Annotated in this window: 12 protein-coding genes; 2 read left to right on the top strand and 10 right to left on the bottom strand. The window is 42.4% G+C overall.

The window, feature by feature from the left end; genetic code table 11:
- Positions 1 to 237 precede the first annotated feature (237 nt).
- From RMY27_RS15715 to infC, 4 genes are all read right to left on the bottom strand, one after another.
- Positions 238 to 792: a DUF3124 domain-containing protein gene (locus RMY27_RS15715; RefSeq protein WP_322664689.1), complete on the bottom strand. Its 555-nt coding sequence runs from the start codon at positions 790 to 792 to the stop codon at positions 238 to 240.
- A gap of 75 nt (positions 793 to 867) precedes the next feature.
- A complete protein-coding gene (locus tag RMY27_RS15720) occupies positions 868 to 1,545 on the bottom strand; it encodes a TrkA family potassium uptake protein (protein ID WP_322664691.1) in 678 nt (225 codons plus the stop codon).
- Between the two features lie 269 nt (positions 1,546 to 1,814).
- Positions 1,815 to 4,820: an MFS transporter gene (locus tag RMY27_RS15725; protein WP_322664693.1), complete on the bottom strand. Its 3,006-nt coding sequence runs from the start codon at positions 4,818 to 4,820 to the stop codon at positions 1,815 to 1,817.
- Between the two features lie 287 nt (positions 4,821 to 5,107).
- A complete protein-coding gene (infC, locus tag RMY27_RS15730; protein WP_099103961.1) occupies positions 5,108 to 5,641 on the bottom strand; it encodes a translation initiation factor IF-3 in 534 nt (177 codons plus the stop codon).
- A 339-nt stretch (positions 5,642 to 5,980) separates the two neighbouring features.
- Between infC and RMY27_RS15735 the strand changes: the two genes are divergently transcribed.
- The gene (locus RMY27_RS15735) at positions 5,981 to 6,124 is read left to right on the top strand and encodes a hypothetical protein (RefSeq protein ID WP_322664695.1); all 144 of its coding nucleotides are present in this window, start codon (positions 5,981 to 5,983) and stop codon (positions 6,122 to 6,124) included.
- 315 nt (positions 6,125 to 6,439) lie between these two features.
- Here RMY27_RS15735 and RMY27_RS15740 read toward each other — a convergent pair whose 3' ends face one another.
- The 6 genes from RMY27_RS15740 to RMY27_RS15765 form a co-directional block, all read right to left on the bottom strand.
- Positions 6,440 to 7,627: a tetratricopeptide repeat protein gene (locus RMY27_RS15740; protein ID WP_322664697.1), complete on the bottom strand. Its 1,188-nt coding sequence runs from the start codon at positions 7,625 to 7,627 to the stop codon at positions 6,440 to 6,442.
- 11 nt (positions 7,628 to 7,638) lie between these two features.
- Positions 7,639 to 9,072, bottom strand: a complete 1,434-nt coding sequence (locus RMY27_RS15745) for a tetratricopeptide repeat protein (RefSeq protein ID WP_322664699.1) — start codon at positions 9,070 to 9,072, stop codon at positions 7,639 to 7,641.
- A 3-nt stretch (positions 9,073 to 9,075) separates the two neighbouring features.
- Positions 9,076 to 11,856: a CHAT domain-containing protein gene (locus RMY27_RS15750; protein WP_322664701.1), complete on the bottom strand. Its 2,781-nt coding sequence runs from the start codon at positions 11,854 to 11,856 to the stop codon at positions 9,076 to 9,078.
- Between the two features lie 65 nt (positions 11,857 to 11,921).
- Positions 11,922 to 12,557: a tetratricopeptide repeat protein gene (locus tag RMY27_RS15755; RefSeq protein ID WP_322664702.1), complete on the bottom strand. Its 636-nt coding sequence runs from the start codon at positions 12,555 to 12,557 to the stop codon at positions 11,922 to 11,924.
- 138 nt (positions 12,558 to 12,695) lie between these two features.
- Entirely contained in the window at positions 12,696 to 15,590 is a 2,895-nt protein-coding gene (locus RMY27_RS15760; protein ID WP_322664704.1) for a CHAT domain-containing protein, read from the bottom strand.
- 157 nt (positions 15,591 to 15,747) lie between these two features.
- Positions 15,748 to 18,075 (bottom strand): caspase family protein, encoded by a 2,328-nt coding sequence (locus tag RMY27_RS15765; protein WP_322664706.1) that lies wholly within the window; start codon positions 18,073 to 18,075, stop codon positions 15,748 to 15,750.
- Between the two features lie 129 nt (positions 18,076 to 18,204).
- Here RMY27_RS15765 and RMY27_RS15770 point away from each other — a divergent pair.
- A partial coding sequence (locus RMY27_RS15770; RefSeq protein WP_322664708.1) for a tetratricopeptide repeat protein occupies positions 18,205 to 18,615 on the top strand: 411 nt, incomplete at its 3' end.

The raw sequence follows: 18,615 nt of genomic DNA on the forward strand, positions 1-18,615 counted from the left end.
TGAGCTTCGTTGATGAACCTCTGAGCTTTGTCGCTGAACCTTTGAGCTTTGTCGCTGAACCTCTGAGCTTTGTCGCTGAACCTTTGAGCTTCGTTGATGAACCTCTGAGTTTTGGCTGATTAGGATTCTGTTGCCTCCAGCTAAAGATTGAGTCAGAGACTCAATGAATGCATTCCCATGCTCCGCATGGGAACGAGGAAATGAAGGAGGAAATGATAAATTAGCTTTTTAAAATTTCTATTTTAAAGGCGATCGCTTATAGTTATTTTGATTTTTAATTACTCTACTAGGACTGATAAAAGAAATTCCTTGTTGAAAGTCAGTACCAATCATGACTGCCTCTACTATCGGTTCGGATATTTCTGTTTGGGCTACCCACTCGACAATGAAGTTGGCGCCTAAACCTCCACTGGTGTCATTTCTATTGATAAAAAAATCTGTTGAAGCTAGTGCATCAAGTTGAATAGGGCGCTCTAAATACTGCTTAACTAATTTCCCTTCTGAGTTATAGTAGCGCACAGAAGTAACAATAATCGGATTAGTCAAATCTGTATTCCGAATACTAAGCGTAACTGCTAACTCAAAAATCTCTTGACGATTGTGATGATAGATATGAGAGTAGACCGGAACATAAAGAGTTTCACCGCTGGCTATCTTAAAATTCTTATCCAGCGTCACTGTTTTTTGCAATGGGGTTGCTGGAATGGCATTGGGTTGTGATTTGGGTGTTGATTGACAAGATGCAAGAATAATAACAGCGATCGCTAAATAAATATATTTATACAGCTTCATTAAAACTATTTACACTAATTTTTTATATATGTGTAGCTAACTCCGCCAAATAAGCAGTTTAGCTAGTAACTGCGCTCAACATCTTTGTTGAATAAAATCAATGACTTGATGTAAAGATCCTGGTTTAGTCACAATCAGCACAGTTGAATGAGGTTCCAGTATTGTACTGCCATTAGGAATCATCAAATCTTCGTGGGGATGGGATTGATAGCCAATAATTAGCGAACCAGTAGGGAATTGGGAATCTTGAGCAATTTCGGCAACGCTACGGCCAGCAACATAACAATTGTTGGGTATGGAAAGTTTCAGAACCTCAATCTGTCCCTGCTCAAAATGCATCATTGATTCCACTTGCGGATACTCAATAGCGTTCACCATTGTTGAAACTGATAGTTCAACAGTACTGATAATATGGTTGGCTCCAGCTATCCGCAGTGGTTCGGCAAAGTCGGGGTGACGCATTCGACTCAAAATATGGGTGACGCCGTAGTGTTTAGCAAGAGTTACCATTGCCAAATTTAAGGCATCACTTCTGAGGACTGCTGCCAAGGAACCAGCTTTGCGAATCCCAGCTTCTAACAATACTTCTGTACTCACAGCACTGCCTTCAAAGGCCATTGCTCCCACTTGTTCGCGGGCATAGCGGCAAGCGATAGGGTCAACATCAATTACGCCAACAGTATGCCCTAGTTCTACTAGTTTTTGCGCTAAACTTAAGCCGACTAAGCCTGCTCCACCGATGAGTACGTACATGATTTCTGATATTTTTTGAATTTTTACTTCAGTTTACAGGTTAACAAATAGTCATTTGTCATTTGTCATTAGGGCAATTTTCATGTATTTGAACCACATCATCGTAAGGGCACAGCATTGTTGTGCCCTTACCGCGTGGTCTATTTACCTGAAAATAGCTGTAATTCTGCTCCCTCTGCTTAAGAATAGCTTGCACAGTTATTAGATATTTTTTATTTGAAATCCTTTAGCAGCAATAGAAATCACAAGATTATTCACGCGGAGGTTTTTTAATTGTAATTTTTGAATTGGTATTTTTCGAGTAACTCTTTAACTTGAGCGGACACCAAAGGATGTGGATCTTTTTGTAACTGGGGGAGGATTTGCAGGAGAACGCGATATGAAACCATATTTAAATATGCGATCGCAGCTTCTCTGACAAAGCCGGTGGGATGACGCAAACTCACTAGTATCTCAGAACTGGTCAGTCGGATGCGACTTACTTGAGCATAATGAAAACAGCAAGCTAGACACCAGTCAGAAAGGAAATTACCTAACATCAGCAATCTGTGCAGGCGATCGCTAACTACCATGTTCTCATATTCTACGATCTTGGCTTCGACAAGATATTGCAATTTTTCTGCCTGTGGTCGGTTATCTAAAATATTCAGCAATAAAGACTTTGAAGATAAAGTTACGGTATGCTCTAAGATTTCTAACCCTCTGGCTAAGTTTACCACTGAGAGCGATCGCAGATTGAAGGATGCTGCCTGCATTTTTTCTGGTGAGTAAAGCAGTTTCAGTAATAGTAGCAGCCGCTCTTTCACATCCAATTCCAATTCTAGAAGGGCACGTTGCAATAATTCCGAGACAATTACAATCCTCTGATTGGATTGATAATTTTCTTTTTGGTCTAGTGTTTGGAAGTCGATATATGCAGCGTAAATTTCACCTAAAAATTTTAATTCCTGCTTAATTAAATTTTCTACCCGACTTTCATAAAATCGATCTACTAAACCTTTAATTCCTGGTTGTTTGTGGATTTTTAGTAAGCTGCGGAGAATATGATCCCTAGTAGTACCCCAGGATATTTCCAAGTTCTCCCATAAAGTTTCCAATGCTTGCTGAGTACCGACTTGAGCAATGGTACGCCAAGCGTACATCCGCACTACTTCTGGTTTGTAAATATTGGTAGCCAACCGCAACAGCATTTCTAAAGCTTCATTTTCTAGTCGCACTAGAGCTGACATGGCTGTACTGCGGGTTGATTTGTAATAAAGGGCTGCAATCAGTGCCGAATAATACTCTTCTAAATGGGTGGCTGAAATCATTTCTAATACGGCACAGCGCACCCGTAACGACTCATCTTGTAATAAATTCGGGATATGAATCCGCAATGCCTGCAAATAAACTGCTTCTCTGAGCGCTCTGACTCCATTCACCCGTTCCCGTTCTTGCTTATGAGTCAGCATCCGGCGCATGGTTTGGGTAGCTGCTACCTTTTGCATGGGCGTTCCTTGGCGTAAGACTAAAGCGGCGGCGGTGGCGCGGATGAGTGAGTTTTGCCGGGGGTTCAGGTATTCTTCTAGGAGGCTTAAATTGGGATTTGGTTCAGCCAGCCAAACGTAACGCAGCGCTAAGGCAAAAACTTCGGGGTTCGTTTCTTGAGATTCTTCTAACAAAGGACGGATGGCGGCTAGATAAACCGGATTTACACCTCCCATCAGCATCACTTCCAAACTTTGGCGCTGCAAATCTGGGGTTAACTTCACTAGTAGCGGGGCTAAAACTTCCGCCGCTCCTTGAGAGTCAATTTGGGCTAAAAGTTCAATGCAGGAGCGTTTATCAGCCTCACTACCTTTTTCTGCTAAAGCTTTGACTACACCCTGTTTGAAAAATCGCAAGCCGACATTGCTTGCACTCAAGTGACCCCGCGCTACACTCAAGACTAACAGTTCCACATAGCGCGATCGCAATTCCCAAACTACTGTTAAACAAGTGCCAGTTATCAGCATTGTTTCTGCTACCAACACCCATTTTTGTAGTGGTTCGGGTACAAACCGCCCACAAAACAAGATAGTTACAAAAATTAGCGCTCCTGTCAAACCTGTGGCGATCGCTTCGGCGGTTCCACCAGATAAAGTCTGCATCCGGCTGCGAATTGTCTCTGGAATCGGTTGATACAGGATGGGGCCGCTACTCATAACAAAGGTGTAGCGGAGAAGTTCATCGCAGAATTTGACAATTATTAAACCCCAGAAAAAGCTTTGCGATTGGATGGCTGGAATTAAATGCAGCAATACCAGCACCCCTGGGAGTGAAAAGCCGACGGTGATTGGTAAAAGCGTCGCAGTGAAAAATACCCCCATGCGTTCGATGAGTCGGCTAGAAAAAAACCACTGCAACAACAACTCACACAGTCCCAACATCCCACCAAAAAGACCCAAAAAGCTCGCAAGTTCTCGGTCGCTCAAATTGGATTGGAGTTCGCGCAGATACTGAAAATCTATTAACAACCCAATAACTTGCAACAATCCCACAAAGGCAAACAACTGCCAGACGTAACGCTTCAGGGGACTTTTAATGAAACGCTCTCGTGAAGCTTGTTGTTCAGTAACTAGTCTTTGTGGGGTTTCAGGAAAAGCTGCTCGATAGTGATGAGTTAAATAAAATAGAATCGCCGATCCTAATAAAATCACGATACAGGCGATGAGGATGATCTTATTCAACGTGGTGTATTGCACTAGCCAAGGCAAACTAAAGCCACTGATCACATCTGCTACTAAAAGCCCACTACTCACCAGTGGGTAAGTCCGTTTAATCTCTCGAATATTAAATATTTGGTTGGCGACAATGGAAGTATTGAGGTCATTTACCACATAAAGTGCATCTACCCAAAGCCGCAGCAGAAATGCCGAAATCACTGCCAGGTAGGAAAAATGCGATCCCCAACGTAATACAACTAATAAAACTAATGGCATCAACATGCAAGGTGCGATCGCCACAATTACCCGACGTAAGGGAAAAATCTTTTGCAGCCAAGAGTATAAAAAAACCAGTCCGGCGCTCATTACCGCACTAGCAATATACATCCACGGCAGCAGGTGAGTTCCATATTCATCCAAAAACAGCGCCACCGTACTGTCTTCTGCCCACCGCAATCCTACACAGACAATTGTGTAAAAAAGAAACATTATCTGGGTTCGTTCGCTCTCCTCTGGTCGGAGATTCACCCACTGTAGTAGTCGTGGTAAAGCAACTTTATTTGCAGTCAACCAGTGATTTTTCAGTTCCATGCAGTTTTATTTTCTGGTAGTATCACCGCGCAATGGGGAGGCAGGGGAGCAGGGGGCAGAGGGGCAGAGGGGAAAGAAATATACCTCCTTGTCCCCCATTCCCTGGAAATAGCAAAAGTCCTGAGCAACTGAGTATTATGTTTCCCATTCAGCGTTCAGGACTATCGATTTTAGATAAATTTAAACGAGCTTAGAGCTTTGGGTGCTGCATCCAAATGAAAGATGAAAAAATCCCCCGACTTCTAGTCAGGGGATTTTCAAACTTGGTCTATTAAACAGTTAGAGAATTATTTTTTAGGCGAGATGAGCATCATCATGTTTCGTCCTTCTTTTTTAGGCGCTTGTTGAAGCTCACCAAAAGGCTCTAAATCCGTTGCCATTCGCTTAAGCAAATCTTCTGCTAGGTCGCTGTGTTGAATTTCTCGACCCCGGAACATCACAGTTGCTTTGACTTTATCGCCATCTTTCAAAAAGCGCTCTGCTTGCTTAACACGCACGTTGTAGTCGTGTTCTTCTATTTTGTAGCGCATTTTAACTTCTTTGACATCAGCCGTGTGCTGTTTTTTCCGGGCTTCCCGCGCCTTTTTTTCCTGCTCAAACTTGTATTTCCCGTAGTCCATAATCCGACAAACTGGCGGATCAGCTTTATCGCTGATTAGCACCAAATCTAGCTCTTTTTCTTCTGCTAGTTGTAGTGCTTCCAGTGGGGGCATAATTCCCAGTTGGGCACCGTCAGTGTCAATGACCCGAATTTTCGGGAAGCGAATTCGTTCGTTAATTTGGGGCAGATCGCGAGTTCTTTTCTTCTCAATCACAGCCATTATGATTAGTGGGAGCTCTTAATGAAGGATTTGGTGTGGTCTAAATTAATATGCCTCAGAGGCAAAATACAGAAGTAACTCAGGACTGAAAACATAGTCTCCAGTTCTAGGGTAACTAATCCATAAAATAGTTGCCTCGTTGTATTTGTCATTTTACTCAGTCTGAGAGAATTTCTCTGCAATAGTTAATCTAAATTACACAACCTAGACTCATATTAAATATTATTACAATTATTTAGCAAGACTTTTTGCGATCGCGTAACCGCCCACCGGAGGCGATCGCATTGAGCTATATCATCAGAACTAGCTCTTGAGCGTTTTCTGAAAAAGAGTCCAGTATTGGCGATAGTTCATGGGCTTTTAGAGAAAGCATTATGTCCCCAAACCCAAATCTTTGATGAAAACCTTGTACAACGAGAATATAGTTGGATACTCAGAATGGCTAAAAGCCTTGATTTTCTGTTTGATATCGAACAGGCTTGAAAAAATAAAGTTGGAAACTCTAATCCAATTTGTCTTTTATCTGGCCTTCGCTGCAAATAATAAAGTTGGAAACTGTCACATAAGTATAAGTACTCGTCTGTGTCAGGCAATTGAGCTTTTGGCTGAGAAGATAAAGCGCGATCGCACTCACTCTATATCTACAATAGAAAATTCCTTCCCATCACTATCATCTAGTTCAGATTCTCAAAGCTCACCAGTTGAACAATTCAATGGCTTGGCAATCTCGTTTAACTGTTCTAGTGTTAATCTTGGCATTTAGTCAAACTTGCCAAGTCTGTACAATTGAAAACCAACCTAATTTTTTACATTTGCTGAATTAACTGCGGTTTTTTTGAGTCTTTCTATCCGGCGTTGGAGAACATCTGCACGTCCTGAATCTCCAAGGAAAATATAGCCTACTCTTGCTTGACTATAATGTTCCAACGCTTGCTTAGGATAGTTAATCGCTGCATATATTTGCCCTAAACTATACTGAGCTAGTGTCCAATCTTCCATATCTTCTAATCCCTGAACTGAGTCGATTGCTTTGAGATAATGGGCTTCTGCTAGACGAAAAAGCCCAGTTTGCCAGTAGAGATCGCCTAAAGTACGGTGAATTAAGGGCGATTGCTTTCCTCGTTGAATCAAAGATTCTAAAATCGCTATCGCTTCGCTAGTTAAGCTATAGGTTTTGTAGACATTGGCAGGCAATTTATAGGCTGAAATAACAGATTCAGGCAAAACATAGTTACCGTAAAAATTCGTCAAACTTAAAGCAGAAGCTTCGTTAGTCAAAGGTGTGGGAGAAATTTTGGCAGCTTGAGCTTTTACTGAAGCGGCTTCAGATTGATGTAGAATAACAAACTCTAGGTTAGAAGCCTTTTGCTCACGATTGGGGCTACTATCTTCCTGAGAAGATTTTCCAGTATTGGTGCGTACAATCATAGAATAAGGTATCCCAGCTTCTAAAGCTTTACCAGCATAAATTATCTGATTTGCCTTGGTTTTGGTTCTCCACATTAAACCTTTTGGCCCTGTTACCTCGATGCTGTACTCTGTGACTCCAGATACTAGGTTCCAGCGAAGTAAGGGAGTAGCACTCAGCAACAGAGCATGGCGGGGAAAAATTAGATAGGGAATAGAAGCATTAACTCCACCCAATGTTTCCGCAGCTTGAGAACCTCTAGACTCTGTATTTGCCCAGTTAATACAAAGCGAACCCATACCTGATACTACGCCTGTTCTCACAAGTACAGGATTACTTACTCCAGGACATTGGAGATAAACTCTAACTCCTTTGTCGAGAAAAATTTGATCGCCTTGATATAATTCCGTTGCAGGGCGAACAGGGAGCCAATTCGTTCGTTTTTCGCGTTGGACTCTCACTTTGCCTGTGCCAGAAATAGATTGGATGCGGGCAGTTTGGGCAATCGCAGATAAGGGTAGCATGATGATTGCAAATGCCAAGACTATAAATTTCGGCGTTTTCCCAATATGAATCATTTACCTATCCCCTATGGTATTAAGCGCTTTTGAGCGATCGCAGCCCATTCATCTTGTTCAGGAATGGTAATGTTGGCATACTGATTGCAAGTTTTCCACTCTGTCAGTGCTGCTTTCTTCTCTTTCTGAGCTTCCATTACTTGTGCAAGGATGCAATGAGGAGCAGCAATTTCATAATTTTCTAGCTTAGGCTTAATATGAGATTTTAAGTTAATTGCTTCTAATAACTTTGCTTCTGCATCTGGGTGGTTTCCCTGCTTGAGCCTTGCCCAACCAAGATTTTTGAGAACTGCGTATTTAGTTTTCGCATCTAAAGGCTGTTTTTTATCTGTATCTAATGCTTTGAGTAATAAAGAAACCGCAGCAATATACTCTTTTTTCATAATGTTGAGTCGTGCCAAATTATTGGTAGCCGCAGGAATACCCCCTTGGATAGCTAGTTGATATTGGGGGCGAGCTTGATCTATAAGTTGTAAGTCCTCATAAAGTAAGCCCAATTGGAAATGTGCTTGAGCATCATCAGCATTGAGTTGAATTGCTCGTTTAAATTGTTCTTCAGCGCTACTCCAATCACCATCTCTACGACTTTCAATTCCGGGATTTGTATAAAAAGTTGTACCAATTTGTGGTAAAGATTGGCGAAGACTAAAGAAGATACATACTAGTAGTAAAGAACCGAATGCACCTAGTTCATGCCAATACTTTTCTGGGATATTAATAGCTTTGAGAAAGCTTTTTAGGGCTTCTTGTCCAGCTTTTGTCAGTGCGCCACCTGCTACTAAAAGAGTGAGAATGCTTTGGGCACTGACTGTAAAGGCTCCAAAGGAATCGGGGCCACCTGTGATAAAGCGGGGGGCAATATCACCCATTAAGCCCAGAGAAACAGTGAGGAGGGTAACAGAAACAGCACTCCATAGCCAATCGAGGCGATCGCTCCAGGGCGTTGTGGGAGCTTTGAGAAACCACCACCAATAGGTTTCTTTGGGGCTAAAGCTGGCTCTCCAATCAGCAGATTGGGTAAAAGGTGCGATCGCTCCTGCTTGTTTTCTCAAGGTTTCATCAAGGTGGCTAAGTTTTTCTAAGCTTTCGCCAGAGGGAGGGGCTAATTCTGGTGAGTTTTTGATGATTTCTAGTACAGCCTGTACGCGATCGCGCTTAGTCAGCACTTCCAATACAAGAGCAGGAATAGATTGATTCTCAGCCACAGTTATATTTACAGGTGTTATTGACGATACCACATCTGATGAATTACCTGTGTTTGGTGTCTTAGCTTCTACATTGAAATGTAACTTGGTATCAGCAGGCTGTTCGGCATCCTCAGATTTAGTGGGACTCACAGCAGATGGCGTTGCTGGCTTTGTCTTTTGCACCAATCTTTGTAAAACAGTAGCATACTGTTCAATTGCCTGTTCTAGAGTTGTTGTAGACATGTTTGATTGGGACATAATCTACAATCCATTGCCAATGAGAATAAATGGTGCCCAGTAGTAAGGATGGCTGAGATTGCGAGAGATGGGTGCAGATTGTTCGCTTGTCCCTGGTGTAAACTTCACGCTACTTCTCTGATCCTGGGTATCGCTGCTTAGGTTTTTACCTGTGATCATAGTGATCTGAGCTTGCCGGAGTGCTTCAGCTTTGGTCATCTTGCCAGTAGAAAGATTCTGGTAAAATTGTTGCATCAGTTGGCTAGTGCTGGCATCATTAACTAGCCAAAGGGAAGCAATCACCGCCTTAGCTCCGTTGGTGAGAAAATAGAAGCTAATGCCAGACATCTCAATCCCATCAGCATCTACACCACCTAGAGCAGTTTCACAGGCAGAAAGCACTACTAAATGGGTATCCTTCATATAATTTTGCAGATTTTGAATTTGTTCAACTGTTAATTTATCCCCAGTGCCGGAGAGAAGAAAGGAATTTTCAGGACGACCTGCTTCAAATTTGCCGTGAGTGGCGATGTGTAGTATCTTATTGCCTGTTAAATTATCTCGCAAAGCTCGGAAATCGAAAGCTTCGTTAAGCAACTTCAAGCCTGGAAAAATACCGACCTGTTCATTTCCTGACTGCTGAACAATCGCATCTAATTCTTGTGGCACATTAGACAAGGGATTAAACCCCGAAAATCCTTTGGATACACCCATTGCCAGAACATGGTTATCTTGTTTGTCAGGGGGAAGGCGATCGCTGACATCAGTTAACCCTGCATTCAGAACCGTTGAAATTCTATAGCGTTGAATCAGATATTGCTGCCCATCAAACAGGGCTGCCATCGGGATGTAGCGGGTGGAACGGTCAAGGGCAAACACCAGATGCTGCACAGTCTTATCCTTGAGTTCGCTTTCTAGGGGTTTAATAAGCCAATCATATAGTTGTTGACTGGTGACTTTCACCGCAACCAGTTCGCCAGTACTGGATAGTTGGGTTCTAAACTGAGCAACGGTTTTCCAAAGTTGCTCTTGACTGACAGGTGTTTCAAAACTGCGGAAAACTACTCCTTCTTCTCCTGCCCTAGCCGCCAGAAGGATACGGATTTTGTCTTTTAAAACCAGAGGATAAATTAATACAGTGCCTGGTTCAACCGTGACGATTTTGGCGGCAGTACTGCTCATTTGGGCGGGTTCGAGGAGGGCGGGGTCGCTAGCTAGTCTATCTTGTAGGGTTTTCCGAAAGGCGTTAGAATCTTGGCTGAATTTTGTGGTTAGGGCATCGAGTTGGTCGCGCAGTTGGCTTAGTTTGCTACATTTTTGCTGTTCGCATTCGTAAACTTTCGCACCAAAGGCGATCAGTGTACCAAATTTATTGAGGATGTCTTCTTCAATACGGGCTAAAGCGATACCTGTGGTTTCGCCTCCTGCTCTGGTATTGCGGGTAAAATCGCGTAATTCTTGGATTTTTAATAGTTCCAAGACTTGTTGGGCTTCGAGAACTCGTCCTTGGGAGAGTAAAAGGTTAGCCAAACTGCGATAAGTATTTGCTACGGTTTGTGTATAGGATTTTTGATGTTCGCGGGAAAGAACTCGTAAGTCTCGACGAATGCTTTCTGTGACATTCACAGCTTGTTTGTAAAAAATAATGGCAAGTTCTGGTTTGCGTTGGGCTAGCAAATCACCAATCGCACTTAAAGTAATTCGCTCACCTGGCCGATCGCCAATTTCCTGACTAATCGCTAAAGCTTGCTGATATAATTCTAAAGACTCGCTAAAGTTGTTTTTTAGTTTATAAAAGTTACCTAAACTATTTAAATTTCTGCCTTCGTATTGACGATCTCCAATTGCACGAGAAATTTGTAACGCTTGATTTAATAAATCCAAGCTTTTGTCATATTTTTTCAAAAATAGATAAGCATCACCCATACCATTAAGGGTATGTCCTTCTTCTGCGCGACTACCAGCTTGGCGATATAAAGTTAAAGCCTGTTGATAAAATAGTAAAGCTTTAGTATGTAAACCTTGTTCGGCATAAACATATCCAATCCCACTTACAGCAACTCCTTGGAACTTAGGTTCATTAATACTTTTTAAAACAACCACAGATTGTTGATAATATTCCAGAGACTCAGAATATCGTCCTAGTTCTAGATAAATATCGCCAATTTGTTGTAAAGTGATACCCTCTCCTCGTTTATCCTTTAAAGTTCGACGAATTTTTAAAGCAGTCTCATTTTGGTTTAAAGCATCAGCATACTTTCCTAAGTTGTAGTAGGTATAACTCATATTAGTGAGTGTTCTAGCTAACTCAACTAAGTTGTTTAATTGCTTAAATATAACTAGCGCTTTTTTATAAGCTGATAAAGCTGCGGGGTAGTTTCCTAACAAATCGTAGGTGGCACCTAAATTATTAAATTGATTTGCTTCTAGCGTGTTTTCTCCTAGCTCTTGGAAAAATTTTATGGCTTTTTGGTAGGCAATAATTGCATCTTTATATTTGTCAGCATTGTCGTAGGCACGCCCAAGAACACTATATGTCAGCCCTATACCTTTACGGTCATTTAGTTGATAATACATCAATATAGCTTGTTTATAACTATTAATTGCGGCATCGTTATTACCCTCAGTATATTGTTGTACTCCCTGATTCAATAATTGTTTTGCTCTAATTTTGAGAATTAATAGTGACGAACTTTGGTTGTGTTTAAAAGTAGGCTGTGAATATGCTGGAGTATTCCTAAAAATGATTAATGCAATAATTAGCAAACAACCTAAACTAAAGCGATATATCTGAATCGTTCTCACAATAACACCGCATACTTTTAAGGTTCAGGGTTTTTAAATGAATCTACTGCTGAAAATAGCAGTAATCATTTTTCAAAGGGGGGTGGGGGAGATTTATCATGATTGCCATCCCCTTTATCTGGCTTTTCTTCCACTAGGCGCATTGCTGTATTGATCAAGTTACGACGGACAATTTCTAGACCTGGTTGTGCGTTTGCTTCCCGGAAGATATTAAATGCCATAGGGAGCTTTTCATAAGCTGATTTATAATCTTGCTGAAGGTACTGGCTATAGCTGGAATTATTGATGACCTTGGCTTGCTCAACTTGATCCTCAGTCTCTTCAAAAATTTTCAAAGCCAGTTCATAGCTTTCTTTCGCTTGAGCAAAATCTTCCGTAGCATCATAAAGTATGCCGAGATTGTTTAAAACTCGTCCTTCTTGCTGTATATCCCTTGAGTCTTCTGCTCTAAAGATAGTTAACGATTCTTCAAGTGATTGTTTAGCCTTAGTGTAGGAACTTAAATAATAATAAGACAATCCTATGGCATTAAGTACAAGCCCCTCATCTCTTTTTAATTGCAGTTCCCGAAAAATTTCTATTGCTTGTTGATATAAAGCGATCGCAGCTTCATAATCTTTATTATCAAAACTCGTAGTCCCCTCTAACAATAACTGATTCGCTCTAGTTTTACTTTCTAGCAAAGAATCTTCTGGTGGCATTTTTCACTCAACTTTTCTATGATTTTACTTAGCCTATCGGTGATTTTACCATTAATTATTTATTGGCTTTACTTACACCAAATCAGTAAACAAAAAATTACATTTTTTAATAGCGCTTGTTTGAGACAATAGATTTTTTCACAATCCATTACCGATGAGGATGAACGGTGCCCAATAGTAAGGGTGGCTGAGATTCCGGGAAATGGTTGCAGTTTGTCCGCTATTCCCTGGTGTCAATCTCACACTGCTTCGGTCTTTGGTGTCGCTGTTTTGATTCTTACCTGCAATCATGGTGAGTTGTGCTTGACGTAGGGCTTCTGTTTTGGTTATCTTGCCAGTGGCGAGATTTTGATACAAATATCGCATTAATTGGCTGGTACTGGCATCATTGACCAGCCACAGAGAAGCAATCACTGATTTAGCGCCACTGGTAAGAAAATAGTAGCTGAGGCCAGATACCTCAATACCTTCTTTATCTTCTCCACCCCGCGCCGTTTCACAAGCGGATAGCACCACGAGATTAATTCCGCCTAAATCAATTAAGTTTTTCACTTCTGGAATCTTAAACAAATTACCATCTCCCAAAACTATAAAAGAATCTTCTGGGTTTTGAGAGGTAAATTGAGCGTGGGTAGCAATATGTAAAATCCGATGATCAATCAGATACTTAAAAGCATCTTTGGTAAAATCTTTATTGATTCGGGACAAACCTGGATAAATACCATTGGGATTGCTCTGACTGCGGATGATGCCATTAATTTCATCTTTAACATTAGGGAGTGAATTGAAGTTGCCAACCTGCTCGGATAAGCCTAAAGCCAGTATGGGATTGTTTTCAATTTTCGGTGAAAGACGATCGCTTGTGTCGGTTAACCCCGCAGTCAAAATAGTACAAGTATTGAAGGATTCAATTAAATATTTTTTCCCGTCGAACAGCGCAGCCATTGGGATGTAGCGGGTGGAACGGTCAAGGGAAAACACCAAATTCTGAATATTATTAGCGTCTAACTCGGCTCGTAACGGTTCAATTAGCCATTGGTAAAGTTTTTGACTGACTTTTTGTAACTTTTTGACATCCCCTGGCTGTTCCAGCAATTGTCGAAACTCTACGACTGTTGTAGCTAGTTCCTTCCGTCCTACTGGTACAACTTTGCTATTAAAAACAACCCCCTGTTTTCCGGCTTGAGTACCCCAAACCAGCCAGAGTTTATCTTCCAGCACCAAGGGATAAATTAACACCGTTTTGGGTTGGGATTTAACTACCTTTTGTGCTGCAACCGTGAGTTCCTCTTGCTGAATCTGAGCCGGATCTTTTTCGCCTTGTTGCTTGGCTAAAGCTCTGAGTTTGTCTGCTTCTTTGTTAAATTTTGCATTGGCTTGATCTCGTGAGGCTCGCAGTTGATCGCGTTCTGGGCAATAAGGAGGTTTAAGTTCGCATTGAGTTAGTTTTAGCCCTAGATTCACTACGCTGTTATAGGGCGGAACTACGCGCGATTCCATCGGAGTTAGAGGACTTCCCTGAGTTTCACCACCTGCTCTGGTATCTCTGGTATAGTTTCGCAGTTCCTGAATTTTTAATAGTTCCAAGACTTGTTGGGCTTCGATAACTCGTCCTTGCGAGAGCAACAAGTCAGCCAGACGGCGATAAGTATCTGCCACAGTTTGAGTATATGACTCTTGCTGCTCACGGGGTAATTTGCGGATATCTTGCCGGATATTTTCACGCACATTCACCGATTGTTTGTAAAAGACAATGGCTAATTCTGATTGCTTCTGTTTTTCTAGTGTTAAGCCAATGCTAGCTAGAGTAAGCCCTTCGCCTTCGCGATTGCCGATATCGCGAAAAATAGCCAGAGACTGTTGATATAACTCTATGGCTTTGGCATATTGCCCCAGCTTATAGTAAGCATTGCCCAGACCCATCAGCGAGTGGGCTTGGCCATCGCGATCGCCGTTATCGCGAAAAATAGCCACAGACTGTTGAGCGAACGCTATGGCTTTGGCATATTGCCCCAGCTTATAGTAAGCATTGCCCAGATTATTCAGCGAATTGGCTTGGCCATTGCGATCGCCAATATTGCGTTTAATAGCCAGAGACTGTTGATAGAACTCTATGGCTTTGGCATATTGCCCCAAGTCCTTGTAAGAATTGCCCAGATTATTCATCGATCTGGCTTGGTTATTGCGATCGCCGATATCGCGAAAAATAGCCACAGACTGTTGATAGAACTCTATGGCTTTGGCATATTGCCCCAGGTTATTGTAAGCAAGGCCCAGATTAGTCAGCGAAATAGCTTGGCCATTGCGATCGCCGATATCGCGAAAAATAGCCAGAGACTTTTGAAATAAATCTATGTCTTCGGCATATTGCCCCAGGTAATTGTAAGCATTGCCCAGACCTATGAGCGAGTTAGCTTCGCCTTTGTGATCGCCGATATCGCGAGAAATAGCCAGAGACTGCTGGTAGAATTCGATGGCTTTGGCATATTGCCCCAGCTTATTGTAAGCATTGCCCAGACCTCTCAGCGAGTTGACTTGGCCATTGTGAGCGCCGATATCGCGAGAAATAGCCAGATACTGTTGAAAGAACTCTATGGCTTTGGCATATTGCCCCAGGTGATTGTAAGCAAGGCCCAGATTATTCAGCGAACCTGCTTGACCATTGCGATCGCCGATATCGCGAGAAATAGCCAGAGACTGCTGGTAGAATTCGATGGCTTTGGCATATTGCCCAAGGGAACTGTAAGCACTGCCCAGATTATTCAGCGAGTTGGATTCGCCATTGCGATTTTTAAGTTCTCGATAAATTGCTAACGCCTGTTGCCAAGATTGGATAGCCGCTTGATATTGGCTAATATTAAATTGTTGATTTCCTTTCTGCAAAAACCTATCAGCTTCTGCTGTTTTGTCTTGGCTTGTCTGTGCTTGTACTGAGGTAGAGAGGGGATAACTGGAAGTTTGCACAAGTGAGGGAATAAGCGTCAGCAGCAGTGGCGATGTGAATAAGCTAACCAGCCAGAGTCTTAAAGGCATTGCGGTTAATATCAGGGAAATTACTGATAATTTTACCCTCACTATATCTTAGGTAGAATTTAGATGCGTTACGCTGTCGCTCAGACAATTTACCAAACCACTCTTATAGGTATAGGTAGGATCGAAAATAAAACAAAGGATCGCAAGAGTGCAATTACTAATTTCTTTTTTGGTCAACAATCTCAAACGTCATAGATAATGCCGCCATCTGTTGAACATCAAACTGGCGAATATTGGTTTTTGTCTCACCGCGAGTCCCGCCAGCAAGGTCATCTAGTAAACTAGCTACTGCATCTTCTGCCTTCTGAGCCACTTCAGTGGCACTTCTTTGTTCGTTCTTATGTTCCATTATCAATGCCTGTAGCGGTTTCAATGCTTTGTCAATTGGTACTGTACTCGCCACAATCAACACCTCTACAATCCCCAAGGGTTTACCAAAAGACATCTTTCCTCCTGTTTTCATTTCCGCCTCAATTGGGATTTGAAGTGTCTCCCCTGCTGAAACAAGTGCAGCATTCTTGCTCTCACTCAAGGGAAATAAAATATCAATATCTCCATCAGGACTAAAGATTAATACTCCTATATGCAAATCACGCTTTTCTCGATTTTCAACGGAGATTTGTACGGGTTTGTCAACCTCAATTTGGGCAATCGACTGAGTTTGAGATTTTACCGTTGGCTGAATTCTTGGAGATAAGCTCTTACCCCCACGGACTGTAAACGACTCCGCTAGCAAAGACTGCGTATTTGCACTTGCAAGACTAGCAACAATGTTTAACCGAGATGAACTGGTATTGAGTGTGAGTTTTATCAGTCGGGCTGCTAACAATAACTTAAATTTCGTCTGTAGCCGATTGACTGCTTCATTAATACTTTCATCTTTTGCCCCAAATGAGCCAGGAATCGGCTCAAATCCCAACGAGAATAAACCAATACTATTTACAGGTGGCAAATCTGCGATGGCGAAACGCCCGCCGTAGGCGATCGCTCTTTTCTCAAACTCCTGGCGGTAACGAGGTAGCATTTTACCCAAGATGTAATGTACTTCCTGCTCTAGTAAAGTTACTACTTCAATCCGGGAGAGCGATCGCAATGCCTGTTGTGCAACTTTACTGTTGAGTGATTTATCTAACCCAATCCGTAATTTGAGATTAGTAGGAATTGCCCGGATTTGTTCTTGTAAGGCGGTTCCCGGAGCAATTTTGATTGCCGAATTAGTTTGAAGTAAGCCAGTTGCATTCAGGCGATCGCGTGACTCTATTTTTACAGTCCCTTGTGCTTGTCCGCGATCGTCCACAATAGTAAATATTGCCCCTTTACCCAAAGCTTCCAAAACTTGGGGTTCTGCACCAGTTAATAGCAGTTTTACAGTCTTTCCTATGATTTCTGTAATCACAGCCTCTGCTGCTGGTTTCTGCATCGGGGCAAAAAACATCGGCTGCTGATCATCATTGCTACCGGACTTTACCTCAATATCCGGCTTTTGCCCACGAGAATTTTGTATAGTTTTCAGAAACTGCTCAGTTTTCGCAGCAGCAGCCACGACTACTTTACCCATCGCCTGATTACTCGTTTGCTGCCAAAGCTGTCGAGTCAACGAATATGTAAACACACCTGCATGAACATCACGAGCAAATGCTGCATCAGCCGCTTCCTGATTGCGCTGGGCAGCGAAAATAGCTGCACCGTTAACAATATTTTTTCTACGCCGGGCAATCCATTCTGCCTGAGATAGCTTCAAGTCAGTCAGCCAGCGCTGCTGATATGCCAATTCTTCTTGACTAGCTGCCAATCGTGTGATTCTATCGTCGCCTCGCAATTCTACATGACCGGGGCGCGACCTGATAATCAAATTCCCCCGCACTCCACCGCCAGAGTAGCAACTATCAAGAATAAATGTAACGTTTTTAGTTTTGCGACCAAGGGCTTCCCGCAGCAGAAAGATTGTACCTGCTGTAATATCATTAACTTCGCCACCTTTCTGGGGATAGCCATCAGGTAAATCTGCGTCAAAAGGGACGATGGTTCCGTTCAGATTATCTTTGAATACCTGATTGGGGTCAATCACATTTGAGCCATGTCCTGAGTAGTGAAAGACTACTACATCATCTGGCGACTTGACCCATTGAATTAGGTGCTGCTCAAATTTATCCAGAATATTTTGACGAGTGGCTTGGCGATCTGTTAACACCAGAACATCATCTGGATGAAATCCAAACCGATGAATTAACAATTCTCGCTGAAGATCCACATCATTTACAGCCCCCCTTAACTGATACCACAATCCTTGTGTCTTTAAATCTTGGGCACTCCTCCCAGGATAGTCATTAATGCCCACCAGCAGCGCCCGTTTACGGCGTGTATCCTGTGCGAGAACCTTGCCGTAATTTAAAGCCGCTTGCTGCATACCCAGTTGATTGATACCCAAAACTGTTAGGGATGCACCGAGCGATTGGAGAAACTGACGACGCTTAATGGAAGACATACTTTACTCTCTCAAACCTAAATTAAGAATTAAGCAGTATTTCAAAATACAGATTGCCATACTCTCAAGTCTCCCAACCTGGCAATGCATTAGGTAAAATCTTCAGTAATATCCCCAATTTTAACTGTAATGTACCTGCACCTCAGACTGGTTAGCTGGATTGCGCCACCTCTACTGCTGGTGCTTTTTCCCTGCCTGCTGCTCATTCCCAGTTGCACACTCACTACCTCACCACAAGCACAGACGAGCCAAAATCGAAAAATAGAAGCAGACAAGCTGTTAGAGCAAGGAATTAAACAGTTTAATACAAGTCAATTTGAAGCAGCGCTTCAGTCTTGGCAACAAGCACTCAAACTCTATCAACAAATCAAAGACCGCCAAAACGAGGGTAACGCTCTGGGCAATCTGGGACTTGCATACGGAAATTTGGGCAACTATGCCAAAGCCATTGAGTATCATCAGCAACACTTAGCAATCGCCAGAGAAATCAAAGACCGCCAAAGCGAGGGTAAGGCTCTGGGCAATCTGGGACTTGCATAC

The sequence above is a fragment of the Nostoc sp. DedQUE09 genome, from assembly GCF_034530915.1.
Taxonomy (GTDB): domain Bacteria; phylum Cyanobacteriota; class Cyanobacteriia; order Cyanobacteriales; family Nostocaceae; genus Nostoc.

Bases quoted from the DNA above. Each gene is read 5' to 3' on its own strand.
- RMY27_RS15715 (WP_322664689.1), bottom strand. From the start codon at position 792: ATGAAGCTGTATAAATATATTTATTTAGCGATCGCTGTTATTATTCTT.
- RMY27_RS15720 (WP_322664691.1), bottom strand. From the start codon at position 1,545: ATGTACGTACTCATCGGTGGAGCAGGCTTAGTCGGCTTAAGTTTAGCG.
- RMY27_RS15725 (WP_322664693.1), bottom strand. From the start codon at position 4,820: ATGGAACTGAAAAATCACTGGTTGACTGCAAATAAAGTTGCTTTACCA.
- infC (WP_099103961.1), bottom strand. From the start codon at position 5,641: ATGGCTGTGATTGAGAAGAAAAGAACTCGCGATCTGCCCCAAATTAAC.
- RMY27_RS15740 (WP_322664697.1), bottom strand. From the start codon at position 7,627: ATGATTCATATTGGGAAAACGCCGAAATTTATAGTCTTGGCATTTGCA.
- RMY27_RS15745 (WP_322664699.1), bottom strand. From the start codon at position 9,072: ATGTCCCAATCAAACATGTCTACAACAACTCTAGAACAGGCAATTGAA.
- RMY27_RS15755 (WP_322664702.1), bottom strand. From the start codon at position 12,557: ATGCCACCAGAAGATTCTTTGCTAGAAAGTAAAACTAGAGCGAATCAG.
- RMY27_RS15760 (WP_322664704.1), bottom strand. From the start codon at position 15,590: ATGCCTTTAAGACTCTGGCTGGTTAGCTTATTCACATCGCCACTGCTG.
- RMY27_RS15765 (WP_322664706.1), bottom strand. From the start codon at position 18,075: ATGTCTTCCATTAAGCGTCGTCAGTTTCTCCAATCGCTCGGTGCATCC.